At 27.6% G+C, this 20,326-nt stretch carries 36 protein-coding genes; 3 read left to right on the forward strand and 33 right to left on the reverse strand.

The features are described from left to right. Positions 1-3: 3 nt before the first annotated feature. From ARA19_RS00105 to ARA19_RS00225, 28 genes are all read right to left on the reverse strand, one after another. The gene (locus ARA19_RS00105; protein WP_055068940.1) at positions 4-600 is read right to left on the reverse strand and encodes a phage scaffolding protein; all 597 of its coding nucleotides are present in this window, start codon (positions 598-600) and stop codon (positions 4-6) included. Positions 601-606: 6 nt separating this feature from the next. After that, positions 607-1,344, reverse strand: a complete 738-nt coding sequence (locus ARA19_RS00110) for a minor capsid protein (RefSeq protein ID WP_055068941.1) — start codon at positions 1,342-1,344, stop codon at positions 607-609. Continuing rightward, positions 1,344-2,813 (reverse strand): phage portal protein, encoded by a 1,470-nt coding sequence (locus ARA19_RS00115; protein WP_055068942.1) that lies wholly within the window; start codon positions 2,811-2,813, stop codon positions 1,344-1,346. The genes ARA19_RS00110 and ARA19_RS00115 overlap by 1 nt, the downstream gene beginning before the upstream one ends. Before the next feature lie 11 nt (positions 2,814-2,824). Then, the gene (locus ARA19_RS00120) at positions 2,825-4,054 is read right to left on the reverse strand and encodes a PBSX family phage terminase large subunit (RefSeq protein WP_055068943.1); all 1,230 of its coding nucleotides are present in this window, start codon (positions 4,052-4,054) and stop codon (positions 2,825-2,827) included. Then, positions 4,035-4,532 (reverse strand): terminase small subunit, encoded by a 498-nt coding sequence (locus ARA19_RS00125; protein ID WP_055068944.1) that lies wholly within the window; start codon positions 4,530-4,532, stop codon positions 4,035-4,037. Before ARA19_RS00125 ends, ARA19_RS00120 begins: the two co-directional genes overlap by 20 nt. A 197-nt stretch (positions 4,533-4,729) precedes the next feature. Further along, positions 4,730-5,716: an ETX/MTX2 family pore-forming toxin gene (locus ARA19_RS00130; RefSeq protein WP_055068945.1), complete on the reverse strand. Its 987-nt coding sequence runs from the start codon at positions 5,714-5,716 to the stop codon at positions 4,730-4,732. A 282-nt stretch (positions 5,717-5,998) separates the two neighbouring features. After that, complete coding sequence (locus ARA19_RS00135) at positions 5,999-6,208, reverse strand: hypothetical protein (RefSeq protein WP_055068946.1); 210 nt, start codon at positions 6,206-6,208, stop codon at positions 5,999-6,001. A 10-nt stretch (positions 6,209-6,218) separates the two neighbouring features. Continuing rightward, positions 6,219-6,668 carry a sigma factor-like helix-turn-helix DNA-binding protein gene (locus ARA19_RS00140; RefSeq protein ID WP_055068947.1) on the reverse strand — a complete coding sequence of 150 codons (450 nt, stop codon included), beginning with the start codon at positions 6,666-6,668 and terminating at the stop codon, positions 6,219-6,221. 135 nt (positions 6,669-6,803) lie between these two features. After that, entirely contained in the window at positions 6,804-7,202 is a 399-nt protein-coding gene (locus ARA19_RS00145; protein WP_055068948.1) for a single-stranded DNA-binding protein, read from the reverse strand. Between the two features lie 159 nt (positions 7,203-7,361). After that, entirely contained in the window at positions 7,362-7,538 is a 177-nt protein-coding gene (locus tag ARA19_RS17265; protein ID WP_157452197.1) for a hypothetical protein, read from the reverse strand. Further along, on the reverse strand, positions 7,538-7,984 hold the full coding sequence (locus tag ARA19_RS00150) for a YopX family protein (RefSeq protein ID WP_084764090.1): 447 nt from the start codon (positions 7,982-7,984) through the stop codon (positions 7,538-7,540). The genes ARA19_RS17265 and ARA19_RS00150 overlap by 1 nt, the downstream gene beginning before the upstream one ends. Positions 7,985-8,003: 19 nt before the next feature. Beyond that, positions 8,004-8,219, reverse strand: coding sequence for a hypothetical protein (locus ARA19_RS00155; protein ID WP_055068950.1), 216 nt, complete (start codon positions 8,217-8,219; stop codon positions 8,004-8,006). 13 nt (positions 8,220-8,232) lie between these two features. Beyond that, positions 8,233-8,430 carry a DUF6877 family protein gene (locus tag ARA19_RS00160; RefSeq protein WP_084764082.1) on the reverse strand — a complete coding sequence of 66 codons (198 nt, stop codon included), beginning with the start codon at positions 8,428-8,430 and terminating at the stop codon, positions 8,233-8,235. Continuing rightward, positions 8,423-8,767: a hypothetical protein gene (locus ARA19_RS00165; protein ID WP_055068951.1), complete on the reverse strand. Its 345-nt coding sequence runs from the start codon at positions 8,765-8,767 to the stop codon at positions 8,423-8,425. Before ARA19_RS00165 ends, ARA19_RS00160 begins: the two co-directional genes overlap by 8 nt. 11 nt (positions 8,768-8,778) lie before the next feature. Next, positions 8,779-9,174, reverse strand: a complete 396-nt coding sequence (locus ARA19_RS00170; protein WP_055068952.1) for a RusA family crossover junction endodeoxyribonuclease — start codon at positions 9,172-9,174, stop codon at positions 8,779-8,781. Between the two features lie 2 nt (positions 9,175-9,176). Further along, positions 9,177-9,698 carry a hypothetical protein gene (locus tag ARA19_RS00175; RefSeq protein ID WP_055068953.1) on the reverse strand — a complete coding sequence of 174 codons (522 nt, stop codon included), beginning with the start codon at positions 9,696-9,698 and terminating at the stop codon, positions 9,177-9,179. 4 nt (positions 9,699-9,702) lie between these two features. Further along, entirely contained in the window at positions 9,703-9,879 is a 177-nt protein-coding gene (locus ARA19_RS17270) for a hypothetical protein (RefSeq protein ID WP_157452198.1), read from the reverse strand. A 12-nt stretch (positions 9,880-9,891) separates the two neighbouring features. Then, positions 9,892-10,485: an ERF family protein gene (locus ARA19_RS00180; protein ID WP_055068954.1), complete on the reverse strand. Its 594-nt coding sequence runs from the start codon at positions 10,483-10,485 to the stop codon at positions 9,892-9,894. A 109-nt stretch (positions 10,486-10,594) separates the two neighbouring features. Then, the gene (locus tag ARA19_RS00185; RefSeq protein ID WP_055068955.1) at positions 10,595-11,161 is read right to left on the reverse strand and encodes a host-nuclease inhibitor Gam family protein; all 567 of its coding nucleotides are present in this window, start codon (positions 11,159-11,161) and stop codon (positions 10,595-10,597) included. A gap of 15 nt (positions 11,162-11,176) precedes the next feature. Beyond that, a complete protein-coding gene (locus tag ARA19_RS00190) occupies positions 11,177-11,386 on the reverse strand; it encodes a hypothetical protein (RefSeq protein ID WP_055068956.1) in 210 nt (69 codons plus the stop codon). A gap of 53 nt (positions 11,387-11,439) precedes the next feature. Beyond that, positions 11,440-12,276 carry an ORF6C domain-containing protein gene (locus ARA19_RS00195; RefSeq protein ID WP_055068957.1) on the reverse strand — a complete coding sequence of 279 codons (837 nt, stop codon included), beginning with the start codon at positions 12,274-12,276 and terminating at the stop codon, positions 11,440-11,442. A gap of 1 nt (position 12,277) precedes the next feature. Beyond that, complete coding sequence (locus ARA19_RS00200) at positions 12,278-12,547, reverse strand: hypothetical protein (protein ID WP_055068958.1); 270 nt, start codon at positions 12,545-12,547, stop codon at positions 12,278-12,280. Between the two features lie 2 nt (positions 12,548-12,549). Then, positions 12,550-12,747, reverse strand: coding sequence for a helix-turn-helix transcriptional regulator (locus ARA19_RS00205; protein ID WP_055068959.1), 198 nt, complete (start codon positions 12,745-12,747; stop codon positions 12,550-12,552). A 2-nt stretch (positions 12,748-12,749) separates the two neighbouring features. Then, entirely contained in the window at positions 12,750-12,890 is a 141-nt protein-coding gene (locus tag ARA19_RS17275; RefSeq protein ID WP_157452199.1) for a hypothetical protein, read from the reverse strand. Between the two features lie 50 nt (positions 12,891-12,940). Beyond that, complete coding sequence (locus ARA19_RS00210; protein ID WP_055068960.1) at positions 12,941-13,183, reverse strand: helix-turn-helix domain-containing protein; 243 nt, start codon at positions 13,181-13,183, stop codon at positions 12,941-12,943. An 18-nt stretch (positions 13,184-13,201) separates the two neighbouring features. Beyond that, positions 13,202-14,008: a hypothetical protein gene (locus ARA19_RS00215; protein WP_055068961.1), complete on the reverse strand. Its 807-nt coding sequence runs from the start codon at positions 14,006-14,008 to the stop codon at positions 13,202-13,204. Between the two features lie 18 nt (positions 14,009-14,026). Next, positions 14,027-14,329 carry a hypothetical protein gene (locus tag ARA19_RS00220; RefSeq protein ID WP_055068962.1) on the reverse strand — a complete coding sequence of 101 codons (303 nt, stop codon included), beginning with the start codon at positions 14,327-14,329 and terminating at the stop codon, positions 14,027-14,029. 14 nt (positions 14,330-14,343) lie between these two features. Beyond that, positions 14,344-14,553: a helix-turn-helix domain-containing protein gene (locus ARA19_RS00225; protein ID WP_055068963.1), complete on the reverse strand. Its 210-nt coding sequence runs from the start codon at positions 14,551-14,553 to the stop codon at positions 14,344-14,346. Positions 14,554-14,772: 219 nt separating this feature from the next. On the opposite strand from ARA19_RS00225, the gene ARA19_RS00230 reads away from it, so the two are divergent. Continuing rightward, the gene (locus ARA19_RS00230) at positions 14,773-15,111 is read left to right on the forward strand and encodes a helix-turn-helix domain-containing protein (protein WP_055068964.1); all 339 of its coding nucleotides are present in this window, start codon (positions 14,773-14,775) and stop codon (positions 15,109-15,111) included. Here the strand turns inward: ARA19_RS00230 and ARA19_RS18040 are convergent. Beyond that, on the reverse strand, positions 15,108-15,236 hold the full coding sequence (locus ARA19_RS18040; RefSeq protein ID WP_278321646.1) for a hypothetical protein: 129 nt from the start codon (positions 15,234-15,236) through the stop codon (positions 15,108-15,110). The two genes, ARA19_RS00230 and ARA19_RS18040, sit on opposite strands and share 4 nt — an antisense overlap. A gap of 110 nt (positions 15,237-15,346) precedes the next feature. Between ARA19_RS18040 and ARA19_RS00235 the strand changes: the two genes are divergently transcribed. Continuing rightward, entirely contained in the window at positions 15,347-15,586 is a 240-nt protein-coding gene (locus ARA19_RS00235) for a hypothetical protein (protein WP_055068965.1), read from the forward strand. On the opposite strand, the gene ARA19_RS00240 is transcribed toward ARA19_RS00235, so the two are convergent. From ARA19_RS00240 to dprA, 4 genes are all read right to left on the reverse strand, one after another. After that, positions 15,566-15,826 (reverse strand): hypothetical protein, encoded by a 261-nt coding sequence (locus tag ARA19_RS00240; protein ID WP_055068966.1) that lies wholly within the window; start codon positions 15,824-15,826, stop codon positions 15,566-15,568. The genes ARA19_RS00235 and ARA19_RS00240 overlap by 21 nt on opposite strands. 2 nt (positions 15,827-15,828) lie before the next feature. Next, on the reverse strand, positions 15,829-16,017 hold the full coding sequence (locus ARA19_RS00245) for a hypothetical protein (RefSeq protein WP_055068967.1): 189 nt from the start codon (positions 16,015-16,017) through the stop codon (positions 15,829-15,831). 501 nt (positions 16,018-16,518) lie between these two features. Then, entirely contained in the window at positions 16,519-17,664 is a 1,146-nt protein-coding gene (locus ARA19_RS00250) for a phosphoribosyltransferase (protein ID WP_055068968.1), read from the reverse strand. A gap of 11 nt (positions 17,665-17,675) precedes the next feature. After that, on the reverse strand, positions 17,676-18,803 hold the full coding sequence (gene dprA / locus ARA19_RS00255) for a DNA-processing protein DprA (protein WP_055068969.1): 1,128 nt from the start codon (positions 18,801-18,803) through the stop codon (positions 17,676-17,678). A gap of 171 nt (positions 18,804-18,974) precedes the next feature. On the opposite strand from dprA, the gene ARA19_RS00260 reads away from it, so the two are divergent. After that, a complete protein-coding gene (locus tag ARA19_RS00260; protein ID WP_197276532.1) occupies positions 18,975-20,150 on the forward strand; it encodes a tyrosine-type recombinase/integrase in 1,176 nt (391 codons plus the stop codon). Positions 20,151-20,326: the final 176 nt, after the last annotated feature.

A 20,326-nucleotide genomic window follows, 5' to 3' on the forward strand; every position in this document is an offset into this window, starting at 1 on the left:
TTACTATTTAAAAAATAACCCTTTTACTTTATCCCAATTTTCCATTATTTTATCTTGGGTCCAAGTTGCCACCTCAGCTTCAGTAAGAGGTAGATTAGGATTTTGTGTATTTTGTTGTGGAACTTGTCCACTAAGTTGTTTTTCTGCATTAAAAAAGTCTGGGTAATTAGCTTTTAATGTTTCCATCTGTTCGGCTAATCCCTCGACTTTTCCATCTTTATTAAGTTTTATATTCTCTTTATTAATTTGTGGCATTAATAACTCACCATTTTTAATGTTTAATAAAGCCTTTTCTATTTCTTTACTGATTACAGTATCATTTAATTTACTCTCAAATTCTTTTGTGTTTTTTTCTAATGTTTGTTCTAATGTTTTATATGCGTTACTCTTTTCCTCCAAGGTTGAGTTTACCTTTTCTAATTCCTTTTCTAGCTTACTAGCTTTACCTTTTACATCTTCATAATCTTTGAACTTTTCTAATACTTCTTTTTCAACCTTTGAAGAATTTTCTTTAATAACTGAATTAAATTTATCTGCTATTGTTTTTATTTTTCCTTCATCAAGCTCTAAGCTCTTTAAAAATTGTTCAAATTCATTCATTATTCATTACCTCCATCTTTTTAATTGAACTGCTACTAATATACAACGACAATTAGGGTGGTCTGGGTACATTGGACACATATCGATTGGATAAATCACTTCATCCCTAGATGCACATACCTTACATGTTCTTTCATCCATACAAGTTATCCATTTAACCAAACCAATTCCACATGCTCTATAAACTCTCATAGTAGCAATATTAATTACGTGCATTGTTTCAGTTCTCACTAATCTGTGAATCCTGTACCAATAATTTTGCTGTAATTTATCTAGTTCTTTTAATTTTTCATCTAATTCTTTATCTGAATTAACTATATCAAGATACTTTTTATATACTTGATTAATATTCCAATATGTTCTTTGTTCAAAGTTTTTATCTCCTACCCAAACCTCATGAGTAAGTTTATAAATTTCCTCTTTACTAGGCATTTGTAAGTGTGCGTTATCTAAGTCTTTAGCAACTTGCTTAAAAATTTCCTCATAAACCTCTTCTAAGTGTTTACCTATAGTTTGATTTATATCTCTAGCTTGTTGTTCTAAAGTTTCATGTACTAAATGTAATAAATAACTTCTATAATGCTTATAATCCGTAGAGTTTTTATGTGGTATCTCATGTAATTCTTCTGCTACTCGCCTACTACGTTTTAGCCATATATACATAATTAACAACCATTTTATCTTCTCTTGCTCTTTTTTGTTATATATACTCCAAATGTTGTTTGCTTGTTGATTACTATTCATTACTTAAAGCTCTTAAAAGGAATACTATCGAAATTATATTCCTTATTTTCAGATTGAATTTTTTTATATTCATCTTCTGGATCATCTACTAAAGGATTTTTTCTAATTGCAGTTTCTTTACTTAAAGAACCACTATCAACTGAATCTTTAATATTTTGAATTTGTTCATTAACATTCTGTGGAGTATCTCTAATAAATTCTACCGTAGCAATTTCGCTAACCGTTTGCCCTTTATCTTCTAAATACTTTTTAAAGAAATATTGCAGTTCATTTATTCCAAACTTAAATTGAGCTTCAAAGCCATTACATTTAATATCTAATCCTCTATATAAAAGTTCTAATGTTACACCTGCTGGTGGTACTGTCCATTGTTGACTTGTATTTGCTGCTTGTGCAATTTCCATTAAGGCAGTTTTTACTGAAGTTGTATGCTCCATAGAACCCTGACAATCAAGTGGTGTATTTAATACATCAATCTTTGAGCCTGAACCATCTACATTATTAGTCTTTGCTATACCGTAAAGTCTTAAATTAGATAAAAATTCTTCTACTTCCGTTCCACCAGCATTTTCTAAGATAATAATCCTTTGCCTTAACTCTTCTAGTCCATTGCTTACATCTGATTTATTTCTTTCAATATCATCAATTAAAGTTTTAAAATCCTGTATATCTGGAGTTTCAAACATATTATTTTTAAACGGAATAAAGGGAACTTTTCCCCAACTCTTTAACCAATCACCAGCTTTATAATGTGCTGATTCTCCTGTAAACTTACCATCTACTGTTGTTAATAAATCAAAATTATTTAATTGAACTAAATTCGTACCATCAACTTTAAATTTCTGCATTCCTGTTGAGGTCCAATATTCCAAAATAGTTATTGGTTGAGGACTATTAATATTAAAGTTCTCTAAACTTTGATATACTCTTATCATTGCTCTTAACTGCATATGTAAATCATCTTCCCATAATGGAATGCATTGTTTAGCTGGTACTAATATAAATTTAAAATTTCCTTGTATATCTATATAAGGTTGTAGCCATCCAATACCATTGTTTGATGTTTGAGTTCCTAGAAGAGGTAAATAATAATCAAATTTATTTTCTTTTAACATATCTTCAAAAGCCTTTAAATACTGTTCATCCTCACAGCTAAATTGTGGTGCTTTAGATAAACAATAATTAACTTTTTGGTCCACAATGAGCTTGGTATAATTAAATTTAAGTTTATTATTTGGCATAGTTTCATCTATAACTTGTTGCCCATTTTGTACTTTGTATTTAACTCTCTTTTCTATATCAGTTTTATTTCTGTAATATCTTTCACCTATATCCATCCAATTAAATTTTTCAGACATTACAAATTCATCATATAAATCTAATAAGGTAGCTTCTGTTAGATAATTATTAGTGTCCATATTATCACCACCTTTATTAAAAAAGCTTTTTATCTTCTTTAAAATTCCCACCTCTTCACCTCCTACTCAATACATTTAAAGAGCTTTGGATATAAAATATATAAGCTATAAATTGCATATCTTAATGAATCTAGCACATCATCATTTTGTTTTACTGGTTCACCAGTTGTTTCATTCCAGACATATAAATTAAACTCTTCAAGCACTTTATCAATATTTTCTTTAATAAAAAATAGTTTCCTCACTTTTAACAGCTTAGAAACTACTTCTATACCAGCTAACACTTTTTTATTAGCATTTATACACTTAATATGTTCTCGATTAAAACGAGCTACATGTTCTGGTCTAGCACTATCTGCAAAAAATTGAATATTCCCATACTTAGCTATAAAATCCTTAGCTACTTTAACCCAGTAATCTATTTCCTTGTATTGCTTTGTATGTTCTTCAATCATATAGATATTATGCTCTGTATCCATTCCAAAAATAGTTATTGAGCCTTTGTGCTGATAACCCCAGTCCACTCCACCCCAAAATCTTAACCATTTTATATCTTTTGGAATAGATTGAAGAGGTATCACATGAGCCTCTAAGTTAAAATCTTTATACACAACTCCCTCTGGTGATACCCATTTCCCAAGAATATTTCTATCAAAAAACATTCCTGTTGGAGTTGCATTTTCTATACTCTCAACATATTCATCATCTAGGAAGTTATTATCATATAAAGTAAAGTGAAATGCTTGTATATTCAATTTCCCATTTTTGAATCTAGTTCCTGATTTATCTACATAATCAGTTTTAACAAAATGAGTTGGATTGTCTGGATTGGTATCCATGTAAATAACAGCTCCAGCATCTGAACATCTCGCAATACATTCTTTAACAAAAGTATTATGTAATGCTGTTGCCTCATTAAGTAATGCTCCTGTAGCAGTAAATCCTCTTACTGCTTTCCATGAAGAGGCATTGTCTCCACCAAATACATAAATCTTATTCCCGAATAAATCAAAACTATTATCTTTATGAAGTTTAATTTTAATGCTTAGGAGTGTTTCCCAATCATTTAATATATTTCTCCATATATTCGCATAAGTTGCTCCACCGATAATAAAATTTTTATTTTGACCTTCATATTTAGCTATGTGAGATAAAAAAGCAATAGATAAAACATAAGTTTTCCCAGCTCTCATTGCTCCATAGCAAATTAATATCTTTGGTTTTTCTCTTCTAATGCAATTTAATACTTCTAACTGCTTTAAAGTCCATTTCCTATTCTGATTCTTGGACATCTGCAACCAACTCTCTTAATAATTTTGCATTTTCTTTTTGTAAATCTTCATTATCTTTTGCAACTTTAGATTTAGCAAACTCTAATTTCTCATATTCTAGCTTTAATTTCGCTTCATCTGTAGATGATATTAATAATAAGTTGTTTAATAGTTCTATAGCTTTAAGAGCCATAAATCCATTATTATATCCAACTTTTTTATCTTTCTTAATTTCAGCCAGAGCAATATCCTTTATAGTAGTTAAATCTTTAAGAGCAATACTTCTATCATAGATTACTTCTTTTTTTAACTCTTCCAGCATTTCATTATATCTATCTTGAACACTTTGGCTTTTAAACAATTTAGAAGCTTTTACATTGATTGTACTTTCTTTAAAATTACTTGTATCATAAGCTAATTTATAAGCCTGTGTTTTACTCTTACCTTCGATAATATGTCTTACAAATGCCTCCTGTTTTGAAGTCAACTTATTTTGCATAATATTATCCTCATATTTAATTTATAGAACAATTTCACCCAAAATAAGAAACACCCCTAAGGGTGTTTCTCTATTTATAAGGGGTATATCCACTAACGACGATGAAAAAAAGTATGAAATCATTCTACGTTAACATTATACCACTGTAAATAGTTATACTATCGCACATTTTAAGCATATTTTTTATATAAATAATTCTATTTTACTTCTGGTGCCTTAAGAGAAAGACTCTTATATTTTACTATATTTGAATCGTTGCTTTTTTCGCGTTTATCTGCAGGTATTACATATTCTTGTACACTATTTGTATTTAAGTTTCTAACCTTAACTATTAACTCGTCTCCTATAACTGCACTATAATTTCCTTTTCCATTAATATTAATAGTACCATCTTCATTTAAATCACTTTTATTTACTGTATCAGCTAAACTAAATTTATACCCATCCCTAGGAAACATTAAATAACTAGGTATCTCTCCCCATTCACTTCCAGCCGCTTGTCCTACTAACTTTACATTTCCTTTAACATTAACTTTTTTTAGATATGCTATTATTTCTACAGTAGTATTAGCTGGGACTAGTATATCTTGAGAAGGAATAGTATGAGTAAATTCTTTTGAATTAGTATTAGTATTTGTGTTTGCAAAACTATAACTAGTAGTTAATGATACTCCTGTTTCATTAAAAGGAACAGTAAATTTGGCAGTTGCTTGTATCGCTGTTCCCACAGTATGAGTGGTAGTTGCCGTTACAGTATCAATGCTTTTACAAGTAAATGATTGTGATTTTAATTTTTGTTCTTGTGAAGTATTGTTAGTTAAGAGAGATTTTCCAACATAAACATCTTCAAGATAATTCATTGATGGGTTTCCATCTAATTCCGCTTTAGGATTACTAATATAAAAATCATTTCCTTGTGGATTTACAGTAACCTTATCCAAATATGCCATAGCATTAGGAATATATTTTTCCATTCTCTTTACAAAATTATATTTTGTATTATATCTTCCTCTTTCAATTAAGGTATCTACATTATCATAAGAAGCCTTTTTAGATATTTCATTAGATACGTTATTAGATGTTTCCTTAGCTATTGCATTAGTTGCTGGAACAATATTAGTTATTGAAGAAATAGATAACAGTGCTAATGAGATTGCTACACTTTGGACAAATTTTTTTTTCATAAAATTCCCCCTTATCAATATTAATATCTATATTTTACCATATAATATAATAAAAGTAAATACATATTTATTAAAAAAATAAAAATATTTAATATATAAATTTTAAAACAAAATAATTATAGAAGTATTATTTTAAATGAAAGATATCTATGAAATAAACTTTTAGTAATAAAATATTATTTACACAAAAACATCTAGTCTCTCAAAAAGAACTGTTATTTAGCTTCTTTTTTATACATACCCATACCAACCTTATCCTTTTTTAAATAAAAAAAGAACCTTTTAAGGCTCTCTTCTCTCTTTATTCTTTGACTTATAGATTTTTTCTTTCATTTCTTTTAATCCTTTCATAAATTTCTCTAAATTAGCTTCTTCTTTTTCATTTAGATTAATTACATCTTTTATTCTTCTAGTTTCTCTTTCCACATATTCTATACAATCTTTTAGTTTTATTATTTCATCTTCATTAAATTCAACTTTTATATTTCCCATGATTTCATACCTATGCTCCTAAACCTTTAATATATTTCATATTATTTAAATCGACTATTTTATCTATTTTCTTCAATGCCCTCTCTAATTTCATTCTTACACCACTCTCACTTAAATTTACTCTCGTAGCTATTCTACTCATTTTCCACCCACTTTGATACCTATATTTTAATAAATCCTGTTCCTCTTCTGTATCAGCTATACTAATATAAAATTCAGCTAACTCTATAACATACTTTAAATAATTTATTTCATTTACAATACTCTCAATTTCTACTTCTTTTCTTATATACTTATTTTCTATATTATTATTTACCTTATTAGTTACTCCTGTTTTTTCTGTAAGTTGTACTGCTCCTATATCCTCAGTATTCTTATTTATATATTGTAATTCCTTTTCTAAAAATATTAATCTTCTTTTATTTTCTCTATATTCTTCTAATATATTTTTTACTATCATTTAATACCTCTTCTCCAATCTCTATGATATAATAAATATGTTGTTTATTTGAATTGGAGCTTGAGGTATCGAGCTTCCTTTTTTTATGTTAAAATTTATAATTTATTAAAATTAAAATAATCAATATAGTTATCATTAAAACGGTATATCTCCATCTTCTTGTGGTACTTGCTCTCCCCAATCTACTTGTGGAAACTCATTACTTCCTGGTGCTTGTCCATTCTGCTTATCTGAACTTAAGAATTCAAAGTTTTCTACAACTACATCTGTAGTATATCTTTTTGTACCATCTTTAGCTTCGTAGCTTCCTGTCCTAATATTACCAGCAATCGCTATCTGTCTACCTTTAGTTAAGTATTGCGCTATTGCTTCTCCAGCTTTACCAAATGCTATACAATTTATAAAATCAGCTTCATCCCTTTTCATTTGTCTATTAACTGCAACTGTAAATCTAGTAACTGCCGTTCCACTTCCTGCTGCAAATCTTAGCTCTGGGTCCTTTGTTAATCTTCCTATTAATATTACTTTATTCATAAGTTACCTCTTTCTTTTTTATAATCCCACCAGCTCTACTTAAACCATTTTGTTAATGTCGCCAAAATGGTCATATACGGAATATTATATACACTACACACCTAGAGAGGATATTCACATCCTTTCTATTTAGTTTGAGCTTTCCCACCCTATTAACTTTTAATCAATTAATAATTCTTCACAATTTTCTATTATTTTTAAACAAAATTCTGGTGTATGAAATGCCAGCCTTTCATAACATTTATCTTTATATGAACATCCATTGCACCTATAATTTGATTCACATTGCTCTATCATTTCTCTTAATTCATTTTTTATAGCTTCTAATTTATCCATTACTCTTCCTCCCTGTTTCCTAATAAATCTTTATTTTCATAAATATTTCCAATAACTTCTAATCCACCATCATAAATATAATCACTTATTTTATCGCTTCCACCATTGTAGTTAGTTATTCTAAATCTTGCTTCTTTATCAAAATATTCTATTCTCTCTATTCCATATTTAGTTTTTACTATATCGCCTTCATAAATCTCTTTTCCATTTTTATCTTTTAGCCCTATATATTGACCTACTGTTTTTTCATCTACCTCAAAACACTCTATTTTCTTAGGCATATTCCAATCTGAAAACCCACTAGTCATAATTAGAGATTGATAATCCTCTTCCTTTATAGAATCTCCAATAGGATTAGGAGTTTTCTTTAGGTGCTTATAATATCCTCCTACTACCCAATAATTAGTTTGTGGATATTTCCCTCTAAATTTAATTTTTCTTTTCATTACTCTTCCTCCTATTTCTCTAATAAATAAAATCCTCATTTATAACATCTTCTTTATATGCATTCCATTTCTCTACATCATATATTGCTTCATCTGTAAACTGATCATCAAACTTTCTAGCTTCACATAATGTTCTAGCTTTCTCCAAAGCTTCTTTATCACTTTCTGCTCTTATAAACACATGAGCCATATAAGTTTTAGATATTGCAACTTCTTTTATTGGATATTTGTCCATTACTCTTCCTCCTCTACTTAGCTATACTATATTTTTTAAAATAATTATTTATAAATCTAAATTGTTGCTTTATATATGGATCATTGTAGTTTCCTCCCATCGCTAAGTAATCACCAATCCTTTTTTCTACATCTTGTAAAATCACTGTTGGTATTCTATCTGAATAAATAATTAAATCATCCATATTTTCTATCTGTATTAACTTATTCATCGCTCTCCCTCATTTCTTTTGTAAGTTCTTCCTCAGTAATTCCTAACAACTCTAAAGCTTTTTCTAACATTTCTTCCTCTGTAAATTTTTCTTCTCTACAGTAAGAACAACTTTCTTCTATAAAATTTTCACATTTATAACAAGTTTCTTTCTCACATCTTTCATCATCTGAATATTCATATCTTATGTCATAACCTAATTTACAATGAGCTTCTTTAAATCCATCTTCCTCAGCACATTCATTACAACACCATTTTTTACCACACTCACAAATACATTCCCCATAATCACAAAATATTTCTTCGCAATAATCACAACTATACCAACCTACACTCATTACTCTTCCTCCTATAGTTCCTCTATTTCAAACTCTACTCTTTCCATTCTTTCTGTATATCTCTTAATAACTGTTAACTCAATAACCTGTGCATCATCCTTATATGCTGTAGAATTTAAACTATCTAATATTATTTTTGCTATATTATCACTATCTGGCTTTTTAATAGGTTCTTCCTTACCTTCTTTAATAGCTTGTACTCTTTTCTTAGAATAACTTTTAGGTATTTTATAGTAAGCTTCTATTCTCGCCCTAACAGGTCCTAAAAAATACTTTCCTGCTTGATTTATATAATTCATTTTTACTAAGTTTTCATAATCTTTTGTTTCTTTTGGTGTAAAAGCATGACCCTTAACTACTCTAGGCCTTTGCTTTCCTCTTATTTTTCCTTCTACTACTACTTTCATTACTAAACTTCCTTTACCTCAACTTTAGCTAAATATTCCCTCCAAAGAGGTCCTATATACCCTTCTGGAACTTTTAATTTAAATTCTTTTTCTAATAATTTCATTAAATCTTTTTGTTTATATTTAAAATAATTATTAACTAAGTACATATAGAACTCAGGATCTTTAAATTTTCTAGCGTTTTTAGCTCTATCTTCTGCCCATTCATTTAAATTGTTAAATTCATAGCCCTGATCTTCTTGCTCCACTTCTTCCTCTTCATTTTCTTCCACTGGTAATGAACTTATCTCATTCAAATACTTGTTTCTACATAAGTTATAGATATATTCAGCCTCTTTGTAAGTTAATGAATCATCTATATTAGTGTAAAATTCATAAATCATAGCAAAAGGTTCCTTATTATCATTTTCTTTAAAAATTTCATAATAACGCTTCATCCTCCTTTCTAGCTTCTTTTTAGTCAAATTATCTAAAGTAATATGTTGATTTTTTTTAATATAATACTGTTCTAAACTACTCTTCATATCTTTACTCTCCTAACTTCTTCGTAAGTGCTTTAAATTCATTTTCATTTATAATAATTGTTATTAATTCATCACCAATGCTAATAGCTAAATAAGGAGTACCATCATAATCTCTACTAACATTTATATTTCCTTTGTTCATGTATTTTAAATCTTTTTCTATTGTGCATAAATTCATCATTGTCATATCCTCCTAAGCTTGTTTCTTTTGGCAATCTATACATAAAGGTTTACCAAACTTTTTATTACTAAATGTTGTTACTGCTGCATTGATAGAAGTTCCACATTCAACACATTTTCCAATTGCCCCCCCAACTTGTTGTGATTGTCTTGGTGCTCTATTCCCATAACTAAATTTATTAGTTGTATCTTTTTTATCAGGATCATCATTATCGGTAGGTGCTTGTAAGAGTTTTAATATAAAATATCTCTCAGAATAAGTTAATCCACTACCAAAAGCTTTACTTATGTCATCCTGTTGTCCTAATAAACTAAAATTACATTCTAATTTATCATTTGGCTCTTCTGCATTTATCCAAGTATATCCGATGTCTCCTGTTACTATAAAATCTGTTTTTAATTCATCCTTGGAATTTTTATAGTCATGAGTAGACCATTCAACATTAAAAGTTTCTACTTGTAGGAATAGACCCAATTCATCCATCTTTGGCCTTATCTTTTCTAATAACTGCGAACCACTTACATATGTGTATCCATAACCATTAGCATCCTTTACTGTTTTATCTATCATTTTTCTGCATTCTATTATCTTTTGTATTACATTCACAATTGCTCTCTCCTTTGATATATGTTATAATTTTCTTATAATCTTTTAAAAATAGTGTAGCTAAAGCGTTATATTATCTTAGATAGTAGTTCCCCCTACTATCTTTTTTTTATTTTGTTTTAACAATAAAGCTTTCAACTATACTAACTTCAACTCCTGGAATAATTTCTCCTGTCTCATGATCTATACCATCTTTATAAATTTTTCTAAATACTCTCTTATCTATTTCTTCTTTAACTCTTAAAGCTGCAGAATGATTTTCTTTTAAATATTTAATAACTTGTTCTTCATCAACATAATTGTACTTGGGCTCTTTTCTGCTGCTTACTGTTCCAGAAGGCATTGATAATCTAAACTTAGGGTTCAATGCTCTTTGCTCCATATAATATTCTTTTAACTTAGCCTCTAAAAAGCTTGTATCATAATGTTTTAATTCTGCTTCACGCCATTTATTAATCTTATCTATTTCTGCATCTGCATAAGCGTTTATTTCTTTGTGTTCTTCTTTATATTCTGATATTAATTTAAAGCACCAATCACAAGTTGATTTATCAATAATTTTAAATCCTGTTTCCTCCTCATTAACCTCTATATCTTGTACTTCTTTAGTTTCTTCTATCATTTTTAAAGCCTCCATTATATCTATTTGTCCTTTTAACACTGTATTTTCTTCCATTGTTTTATCCTCCTTTTATATAAGCCCTGCATGACAATGTAAATGTGAATGTGAACCATCAACAATAAAATCATCATGTTTAGGTGAAATTACTTGATTACATATAAAGCATTTAAATAATCCTAATTTTTCATTAGCAACATTAAAATCAGCTAATACCATTCTTAAGTTTTCACCAGCTTGTACTCTTTTAACTATTAAGTCTGTTATCACTTTTTTATCCATATTTCTACCTCATTTCTATAGAATAGGCTTCACCTTAATCGGTGAATAACCTTCTATAAAGCTCTGTCCATTTCCATACTTATTTGATTATTGATATTATCAATTTCTTGTTTAAGTACAACTGGAAATTTATAATCCATAATTACTTGCTTAGCTAACTCTAAATCTTTTCTTTTAATAGCACACATACTAGTCACTCCAAAGTTTCTATGTAATTCTTTATACAAATCACTAAAAGCTTTTCTATTACATTTTTTATAAGCAGGAGCTTCCTTTCCCCCAAGCAATGCAACTATCTTTCTTTTAGCTAAAGAACTAAGCTCATTACAATCTACAGTTAAAAGGGGTAAATTATCTATTTCATTTTCAACTTTTAAAGTTCTATGATTAACTTGATTAATTTGTTGTTTCATTTGTTGTTGCTGCTCTTTAATTTTTTGCTGCTCTTGTAATTGATAAATCATAATCTCTTCTGGAGTTTTAGGTGTATGATATTCATTTCTTTTTTCTGCTCTCATATTAAAATAATCATCAATAAGCTTGTCCATTACCTCCCATTTCTTTTCATTATCATTAGCCATCATTGCAACTAATTTTGTGTATCCTCTTTCTGAAAGCAGATAACAATATTTTTGATTATTTGAAGTTATTAATCCTAAATCACTAGCTGTGATTTTGAAATCTTTTGAATATAAATTCACCAAGTCATTATTAGTGAATCTTTTTATATTTCTATTTATTAATTGTTGAATTGCTCTAGCTTCTACATTATGTTGTTCTGCTATATCACTAGCTAACATACATTTTTGCCCTTCTCCAAATCCACCTTCAATTACTTTTACTTCTTTACCTTCTATTATTTGAATTCCTCTTATTACTAAATTATTCATTTTAAAATTCCTCCTTAGTATTCTTTTTCATTGTTTCAATTTGTTTTTTTGTAGTTTCTGAAGCCATTTCCAGCGCTTTGTTCATTACTTTAATCATTCCTTTTAAAAGTTCAATTTCTTCATCTTGCTTTTTTATAATTTCTTGCCATTTGTCTGTTTCTTCGTTACGTTTGCTTAGTTCTCTATCCCATAGTCCAAATTTCAGCTTTTCAATCTTTAATTCAGCCTCTAAGATTTCACATTGTTTACATTCATTATCTTTTTTCTTCATTTTTATCTCTCCTCTTCATCAAAAAACAATTCTTTAACTGTTGTATCAAGAGCTTTAGCAACCTTTTTTAAAGTTCCTACTCTTATTTGGTCAATCATATCTTTTTCTATCCTTGCGATTGTTACATGAGATACACCAACCATCTTAGCTAATTCCTTTTGTGTTATATGCTTTGATATTCTTAGCAATTTTACTTTCATCTTTATTCTCCTTTTATCAAATATTTAATTGCATATTTAGTATTATCCTTAGCTCTTAAGTTCTTTATTAAGTTAGTCATACTAGGTTCAATTCCATAATTCACACACTCTTTCATATAACGTTTTAACTCTTTATATTGCATTTTATAACGCTCCTCTTATTTTGATTTTTGCTAAAAATCGAATTAACAAATTACACAGTCATTCCTATATGATCCTTTAACCACTTAGGTACTTCTGAAATTATAATTCTATAAAATCTACCTACTTTTACTTTTGGAAAATCCTCATGATGTACCAATTCCCTAGTTTTGTTATAGGATAATCCTAAAACTTCCTGAAGCTCTGCAATTGTCATAGTTTGTCTTTGAAACTGCCTTTTCATTTCTTTCACTTGCTCTGTTAAATCTACAAATTCATTATTATTGTTATCCATTGTTGTTCCTCCTAATTTTTAGTTACTTTCTAATAACTCTATTTTCTTATTTAAAGCCTTTTCTAATATTCCAATATATTTCTTAGGGAATACTCTTAAAATCTCCTTAGCAACACTAATTTTTATATTTCCATTGATTTCAGTTATATTACTATTCTTAAACCATGTATCATAAACTGCATTACAATTTTCATAATTTGAATAAGGTAGTAAAGTCTTAGCTATCTCTTCTCTAATTCCTAAAAGAGAATCGGACGAAGAACTTTGCTCTTTATTTTCTAATAGACTAATATTTTTAATAGAAGAATCTTTTAATAGATTAATATTTTGGTCCGACTTTTGAGTCGTACCCGTGCTACTTTTGAGAGGTACCCTGTCCGACTTTTGAGTCGTACCCGTGCTACTTTTGAGTCGTGTGCCCACACTACTTTTAAGTCGAGTGGTTGAATTTTCTTTATTTGCAAGCTCTAAACCCACCCTACTTTCTAGTGGGGTGCACTTAAGTATTAAAAAATTTTCATCTATTCCATAAAATGAATAAGTACCCTCTTTTGTTTTTTTACAGTAATGACAAAGTACTTTAGCATCCTGTAACTTTTTTAATCTTCTTCTTAATGCATCCTTGCTTTTTAAACCCAATATAGGTAAATTTTCTAATAATGCATCATATCTAAGCCAATAGTATCTTTTCCCTTCAAATTCTTCTGATACCATTAATTCTGTATCTCTAAAATCTGAAAAATAACTTAATATGAGTAAATCATCTGTATCTAGATTTAATTCCACAGCCTTAGCTTGGTTAAATCCCATTATTGTGTATTTCACTTTATTCCTCCTGCTTTTTTATGCTACGTATAACATTTCTTGTGCATGTCCTAAATATAAGTTAACTAAGCTTAATTGCATTCTTAATATTTTTTTATTATCAGTAGATACATATCCTTCACCTAAAAACTTATATACATTCCAAGTTATTAAGTTATCTACTCTATCAATAGTTTTAAGTTTCTTACTGCTCCAAGCTTTATCAGTTATAGGTCCCTCTTCAAGAACTTTTTCTTTAATACTTTTATGAAATATCATGCTCCATATAATTAATCCTTTTACTACTATTTTTAATCCTGTTGTGTAAAGCATATTTTTCATTTTTATTCCTCCTCTTAATGTAAGTAATAATTCAAAAATAAAGTTGCTATGTCTTCATTCGTTAGGTTATAAGCCTTTTGAATCTTTCTTAAAGTTTCTTTTTTAGGGAATCTATCATAAGTTTCATAATGAAAAAATGCACTTTTTGATATTCCTATTTTTATTGCTGCTTTTCTTACTGAATCATTTCTATGTCTGTTTTTCCTTATTTCAGTGAATGTCATTTGTGCTCACCTCCTTGATATGCTTTTATTATAGTTTCCATTCGGGGACTTAACAAATTTAAAAATCCTTATTTTGAATAATTAAATTAAATATACTCTCTTATACTCTTTTATTCTTCTTTTATTTAAGTTTCCATTTGGGGACATGTTGAATTTTATTTTTCTTACTTGAATCGTCCCCAAAAGGACGTTATTATATAAATAAAAGGGAGTGATGATATGACACAAGCAGAAAGATTAAAGGAATTAAGACAATCTCGAGGATTGTCATTGCGTGATCTAGAGAAAAAAACAGGAATTAGTAAAACATCTTTATCACGTTTAGAAAATGGAGAACGTAGTGGAACTTTAGAAGCTCTCAGTTCACTTGCTGATTTTTATGGTGTTAGCTTAGATTATATTACTTGTCGACCTATAAACAATATGGTAGATGAAATGATTAAAGTTCTTGTAGAACAAAAAGTAATTGTTCCTGGTGAGCCTATAAATCAAGAAACACAAGAAATGTTAATTAACATAATAGAAACTTCTCTTAATAAACAAAGAAACCAATCTTAATTTGATTGGTTTTTCTTTTTAATGTCTTTTTTTATATTTTTCCATTCTATTGTATTTATATTTTTCTCTATAATTTGAGATTTTAAAAAATTTTTAATTTCTACTTCTTTATTCTTACTTTCCATGGTGCTCTCCTTTATGTCTAATATAAACTTAGAACTTACGTTCCGAATTGGCTTGTCCATCTAACAATGTTAATATTATGTTAACTAATGATGAAAGGGGGTGAACAAATATGCAAATTAATCCAACTATTAATGAATTATTCAATGAGTCATTTATGAGCCAATATACCTCATTTAATTCTTGGGATGAATTTATCGAAAAAGGTAACTTTAATAAGGATATCTCACAAAATTCACTAGTTAAATTTAATGAATTTATTGCAAATAACACTCAATTTTCTAATTGGACAGAATTCCAAAAAGCTGCTGGGGAATATTATTTGCATTCCTTAGTCTCTAAAAGGTGGTAATGGGAGTACTTCCACCTCTATTTTTTTTATATATTCAGGAAGCTTAGCCATTAAAGCTTCCTTTTCTTGTTTATTATAACTATTCTTCATTTTTACTAATAATTTTGCTAATTCTTTTATATTATTTATTTTCACTGTTGCATGATCCTCATTACTTTTTCTATCATGTGCTATACTATTAATTTCTTCAAAAAAAAGTCTAAGTTCTTTTCTTTCACTTAATGTTAAGTCATCTTTCATTACTAGCACCTATAACCAATTTGTACGTTCATTTTCACCTTTAGTCCTCTACTTCTTTCAACTATTTTACTTATATCTTCTATTTTTTCTTCTAATTCCTTTATAGAATCTACTAGCCAATCTATTGTAATTTCTCCTTGATCAGCTCCTTCTGCCCTAAAACACATTTCATTTGAATTATTTAAACTCATTTACATCTCTCCTTCTTTGAAGATTTAATATTTTTACTATCTACATAAATATTTTCATTTTTGTAAACACGAATGTATGTTTGCATATAATTTTACTCTTTTCACTAAAATTTATCAATAAAAATTATATCTGCGATACACTTTTATATTATTCTTCTCCCTATATTATTGCAATTTAATGACTTTATTGATTTATTAATTTTTCCTCTATTATACTATCAGTAGTAACTTAAGTTTATTTTTTAATGGAAATATAAATTAAATTATATTCAACTTTAAATATTTAATATTTTTTTTTAAAAACTATCCACCTATACTGATAGCGTAACAGTTTGCATATAAATTATCTATTAATTTTTGAACCTTATTTATCTATTTTAAAATTAACTCCGTAGTTTATGAATTTGTAAAATAAAAAAAGAAGCACATATTTTTCTAATAGTGCTTCTTTAATAATAGCTAAATAAAATTATCTTATAAAAACTTATAAAATTTAATATTCTATTTTTTAGCATAAATTAAATCATGTAAACTTTCAATTTCTCTTATAGCTTTTTTTTCAATAAAAAAATCATGTCTTTTTTTTCTATTTAGAAGTTCATATTTATAACCATTTTTCTCAGTTGTATTTCCTGTAATTTTATAATCTTGTTGATAATAGCCATTTCCAAACTTACCCAAAGAAACAAAGAAAACCTTTTTAACATTTTCTTTTAATAATAAATTTCGTGCTGTTTCAAATGTAGTTCCATTAGTAGTATAATCATCAAAAATACATACAACTCTATTCTTTAATTTCCCCTTATAAGCAGGGTTTATTTGTATAGTTTCAAAATGCCTATCACATGGTATTCTATCTTTATCTTTATTTTGAGGATCATGACTTTTAAATGTTTTTGTATGCCTTAAAAAAATTGGAGCTTCTTTTTTCCCATACATAAGTATACGAGCTTTTTCTTTGAAATCTAACATATCTTTGTTAAGCTCTGTTCCAGATGAAGGCATTATCCCCCAATCTTTTATTTCTCTAAATTCATTATTACTACTTATTGCTGCTAAAAAATGAACTAATAAAACTTTATATAAATTTTTTTCTCCATCTTTTAATATGGCTCTAAATGCTCTTATCATTTCAAGCTCTTCCTGTGAGTGTCTTCCATAAGTTCCTGCGTTAGTAAGACCTAAAACAGTTGTTTTCTCATCTAACTCTAGTTTAAAATACCAACTTTGTTGATTTTCTATAATATCGACTAATAATTTTAGCCCTCGTATATTGGTTACTTTAAATCCATACTTTTGAGCTTTTTCCTGAGGTTCTTTGCACCAATTTGGATATACAAAAAAAAGTTTGTTAGTTGATGCTAAATATAAATCGTGATCTTTCGTTCCTATGACTATAAAATAATAATCATCCTTAGTTTTAAAAACTTCTTTTATCATATTTACAAGCGTATCACGTTGAATAAAAAATACATTACTATTAAATTCTATCTCATTTAACTCTGCTTTTTTTGAAGCTTCTCTAGATGTGAAAACTATTTTATTTCCATTTTTAATATTTTCATTTATGAAATTTTGAAACTCTCTTTTTTTTTCTATAGTTAAATCAGTAAATACTTCACTAGATAATATTAATACTTTTTTCATTCTTATTCCCCCTATTTTATGTACTTTAAAATTACAGCATTAAAAAATTCTGAAGAACTTAAATTATTTTCAATTAGAAATTTTTTAAATTCTTTATAACTTTCTTCATTTGTATAAAAAGATAAACTTTTATTTTTATCTAATTCCTCAACTTCATTATATATATTACTAGCCACTAAATTCGATAAAATAGCATTTTTCAAATCTTTAGTTTGTTTTAAATTTCTATTAAGTCTATAATTTAAAGCATTTATTATTAGTCTATAATCATTCTTACATCGTATTGGAATAGCTTTTCCTAATTTTATTAATTCTGCTAACCCAGTTACAGATTCATCAACCATTGCAGGGTATGGAGCAAATACTTTCTTATCATTTTCCAAAGCAAAATTAACTGTATGCATACTTCCACTTTTTACTTTACTCTGAAATATAATAACTGCTTTTGCTAAACCAGCAATAATTCTATTTCTATTTACAAACCTATACTTTTCAGGTCCAAATGTAACTGGATATTCAGATATAAGTGTTCCACCATTCTCTAATATTGCTTGTGCTAGCTCTTTATTTTTTTCTGGATATATCATATCTAAACCATGTGCCAAAACAGCAATTGTTCTCCCATTATTCTCTAAACAAATATTATGTGATTTCGCATCAACCCCTTCTGCTAGTCCACTTATTATTGTGAATTTTTCATTCACTAAGTTAGGAACTATAGCTTCTATTGAGGTTTTGCCAAATAAATTTATATTTCTTGCACCTACACAAGCAACTGATTTTTCATCTTTTTTATTTATATATTTCCCTTTTAAATAAAGTATTGCAGGTGGATTATTTATTTCTTTTAATACTTTTGGATAAAATTTATTATTATATGGTATGATTTTTATTTTTAACCTTTTACTTTTTTCCTCAATATCTTTTGCTCTTTTTAATATATCCATAATATATTGGCTATCATTAAACTTATCTATATACTTTTCTATATTAATATTGTACTTAAATTGTAAATTTAACAATTCCTTTCCTTTAAATAAAAGCTTAAGGTCTTCTGTGGTAAAATTATTAATTATTAATATAATATTTTCATTTGATATGCCCATAAGATACAAAGCAATATAATATTTCTTTAACATTGGCATTCCTCCTAATCATATATAATTTTACCATATTATAAAAAAAAGCTACATATCATTAAGCTATTTTATGTTTCTTTAATTCAATACTTTGAACTTGTATTTATAGGTATATTTTTTTATGCTATAGTTAAAGAGAATTTTTATTTTATATAGAAGGTGATGACAGCAATGGCAACAAAAAAAAGCAATGGTGAAGGAACCATATATCATCAAAAGGATAAAAATAGATGGCGTGGAGCTTTAACTATTGGACGTAATGATGAAGGAAAATTAATAAGGAAACAGTTTTATGGTAAAACTAAAAAAGAAGTTTTAGATAAAATGACTGATTATAAATACAAACATAATAATAACCTCTTACCTACTGATGATAAAATAACAATTGGTGAATATGCTCATTTATGGTTATTTAAATTTAAATATAATCAACTAAAACCAGCTTCATTTTCAAGATATGAAGATATTGTTAGATTGTATATAAAAAACTCCCAAATCTCTAACATTAAACTTAAAGATTTGAGAGCTATAGACTTACAAAACTATTATAACATATTATCTAAAAAAGAAAATATAACACCAAATATAGTTCACAATACTAATAAAATATTAAAGGCTATTTTATCACATGCGGTAAAAGAAGGATATATTTTAAGAAATTATTGTGACTTAGTTAACTTACCTAAATTAACTAAAGAAGTTAAAATTAATTATTTAACTAGAGAAGAGCAAGAAAAGTTTTTAAATGCTTGTAAAGGGCATAGATTTGAATCTTTATTTTATTTGGCTTTATATACTGGTATGAGAATAGGTGAAATTTTAGGACTTACATGGGATAATATAGACTTTGAAAATAATATAATTCATGTTAGGCAAAGTCTAAGATATTCAGATGTCGTTGAAGAAAATGGAACTAAAAGAACTAAAGTATTATTGCAAACCCCTAAAACTTCAAGTAGTATTCGAGATATACCAATCCCATTAAAATTAACTCAGTTACTAAAAGATTATAAAAAAACTTATAATAAAAATAAAATTGCCTTTACAGGAACTATAACTTCTTCTAATAATTTTGTATTTGTTACAAATAATTTTACACCACTTAATCAAAGTAATTTACGAAAAGACTTTATTTCATTATTAAACAAGTCTATGATCTCTAAAATTAAATTTCATGGTTTAAGACATACTTATGCGACTAGATTATTTGAAGAAGGAGTTCCTATCAAAACAGTACAAGCATTAATGGGACATAGTAATATTAATACAACAATGAACATCTATACACATGTTACTAGTGATATGAAAATAGATGCTGCTAAAAAATTAAATGCTATATTCAAATAAAAAAGTCTTGGAGTTTAGTACTCCTTGACTTTTTTCTATTGAAGCTATATTTTAAAAAAATCAGGTTGTGTTACAGTTGTGTTATTTTTTTTATTTTTAAAGCTATTAGTTTCCTAAAAACGGCTATATTACTACCTTTAATGCGAATTATATTTTTATAACCACAGTCTGTCCAA

This window comes from Clostridium massiliamazoniense (assembly GCF_001403635.1).
Taxonomy (GTDB): Bacteria; Bacillota; Clostridia; order Clostridiales; family Clostridiaceae; genus Sarcina; species Sarcina massiliamazoniense.

Excerpts from the sequence above, each read along its gene's own strand:
- ARA19_RS00235 (WP_055068965.1), top strand. The coding sequence starts at position 15,347 with ATGCAAATTAATCCAACTATTAATGAATTATTCAATGAGTCATTTATG.
- ARA19_RS00125 (WP_055068944.1), bottom strand. The coding sequence starts at position 4,532 with ATGCAAAATAAGTTGACTTCAAAACAGGAGGCATTTGTAAGACATATT.
- ARA19_RS00220 (WP_055068962.1), bottom strand. The coding sequence starts at position 14,329 with ATGAAAAATATGCTTTACACAACAGGATTAAAAATAGTAGTAAAAGGA.
- ARA19_RS17270 (WP_157452198.1), bottom strand. The coding sequence starts at position 9,879 with ATGATGAATTTATGCACAATAGAAAAAGATTTAAAATACATGAACAAA.
- ARA19_RS00120 (WP_055068943.1), bottom strand. The coding sequence starts at position 4,054 with ATGTCCAAGAATCAGAATAGGAAATGGACTTTAAAGCAGTTAGAAGTA.
- ARA19_RS00240 (WP_055068966.1), bottom strand. The coding sequence starts at position 15,826 with ATGAAAGATGACTTAACATTAAGTGAAAGAAAAGAACTTAGACTTTTT.
- ARA19_RS00105 (WP_055068940.1), bottom strand. The coding sequence starts at position 600 with ATGAATGAATTTGAACAATTTTTAAAGAGCTTAGAGCTTGATGAAGGA.
- ARA19_RS00205 (WP_055068959.1), bottom strand. The coding sequence starts at position 12,747 with ATGAAAGTAAAATTGCTAAGAATATCAAAGCATATAACACAAAAGGAA.
- ARA19_RS00150 (WP_084764090.1), bottom strand. The coding sequence starts at position 7,984 with ATGAAAAGAAAAATTAAATTTAGAGGGAAATATCCACAAACTAATTAT.
- ARA19_RS18040 (WP_278321646.1), bottom strand. The coding sequence starts at position 15,236 with ATGGAAAGTAAGAATAAAGAAGTAGAAATTAAAAATTTTTTAAAATCT.
- ARA19_RS00145 (WP_055068948.1), bottom strand. The coding sequence starts at position 7,202 with ATGAATAAAGTAATATTAATAGGAAGATTAACAAAGGACCCAGAGCTA.
- ARA19_RS00170 (WP_055068952.1), bottom strand. The coding sequence starts at position 9,174 with ATGAAAGTAGTAGTAGAAGGAAAAATAAGAGGAAAGCAAAGGCCTAGA.
- ARA19_RS00130 (WP_055068945.1), bottom strand. The coding sequence starts at position 5,716 with ATGAAAAAAAAATTTGTCCAAAGTGTAGCAATCTCATTAGCACTGTTA.
- ARA19_RS00245 (WP_055068967.1), bottom strand. The coding sequence starts at position 16,017 with ATGAGTTTAAATAATTCAAATGAAATGTGTTTTAGGGCAGAAGGAGCT.
- ARA19_RS17265 (WP_157452197.1), bottom strand. The coding sequence starts at position 7,538 with ATGGATAAATTAGAAGCTATAAAAAATGAATTAAGAGAAATGATAGAG.
- ARA19_RS00190 (WP_055068956.1), bottom strand. The coding sequence starts at position 11,386 with ATGGATAAAAAAGTGATAACAGACTTAATAGTTAAAAGAGTACAAGCT.
- ARA19_RS00230 (WP_055068964.1), top strand. The coding sequence starts at position 14,773 with ATGACACAAGCAGAAAGATTAAAGGAATTAAGACAATCTCGAGGATTG.
- dprA (WP_055068969.1), bottom strand. The coding sequence starts at position 18,803 with ATGTTAAAGAAATATTATATTGCTTTGTATCTTATGGGCATATCAAAT.
- ARA19_RS00160 (WP_084764082.1), bottom strand. The coding sequence starts at position 8,430 with ATGAATAAGTTAATACAGATAGAAAATATGGATGATTTAATTATTTAT.
- ARA19_RS00185 (WP_055068955.1), bottom strand. The coding sequence starts at position 11,161 with ATGGAAGAAAATACAGTGTTAAAAGGACAAATAGATATAATGGAGGCT.
- ARA19_RS00140 (WP_055068947.1), bottom strand. The coding sequence starts at position 6,668 with ATGATAGTAAAAAATATATTAGAAGAATATAGAGAAAATAAAAGAAGA.
- ARA19_RS17275 (WP_157452199.1), bottom strand. The coding sequence starts at position 12,890 with ATGCAATATAAAGAGTTAAAACGTTATATGAAAGAGTGTGTGAATTAT.
- ARA19_RS00250 (WP_055068968.1), bottom strand. The coding sequence starts at position 17,664 with ATGAAAAAAGTATTAATATTATCTAGTGAAGTATTTACTGATTTAACT.
- ARA19_RS00210 (WP_055068960.1), bottom strand. The coding sequence starts at position 13,183 with ATGGATAACAATAATAATGAATTTGTAGATTTAACAGAGCAAGTGAAA.
- ARA19_RS00175 (WP_055068953.1), bottom strand. The coding sequence starts at position 9,698 with ATGAAGAGTAGTTTAGAACAGTATTATATTAAAAAAAATCAACATATT.
- ARA19_RS00110 (WP_055068941.1), bottom strand. The coding sequence starts at position 1,344 with ATGAATAGTAATCAACAAGCAAACAACATTTGGAGTATATATAACAAA.
- ARA19_RS00195 (WP_055068957.1), bottom strand. The coding sequence starts at position 12,276 with ATGAATAATTTAGTAATAAGAGGAATTCAAATAATAGAAGGTAAAGAA.
- ARA19_RS00200 (WP_055068958.1), bottom strand. The coding sequence starts at position 12,547 with ATGAAGAAAAAAGATAATGAATGTAAACAATGTGAAATCTTAGAGGCT.
- ARA19_RS00165 (WP_055068951.1), bottom strand. The coding sequence starts at position 8,767 with ATGAGTGTAGGTTGGTATAGTTGTGATTATTGCGAAGAAATATTTTGT.
- ARA19_RS00135 (WP_055068946.1), bottom strand. The coding sequence starts at position 6,208 with ATGGGAAATATAAAAGTTGAATTTAATGAAGATGAAATAATAAAACTA.
- ARA19_RS00155 (WP_055068950.1), bottom strand. The coding sequence starts at position 8,219 with ATGGACAAATATCCAATAAAAGAAGTTGCAATATCTAAAACTTATATG.
- ARA19_RS00260 (WP_197276532.1), top strand. The coding sequence starts at position 18,975 with ATGGCAACAAAAAAAAGCAATGGTGAAGGAACCATATATCATCAAAAG.
- ARA19_RS00225 (WP_055068963.1), bottom strand. The coding sequence starts at position 14,553 with ATGACATTCACTGAAATAAGGAAAAACAGACATAGAAATGATTCAGTA.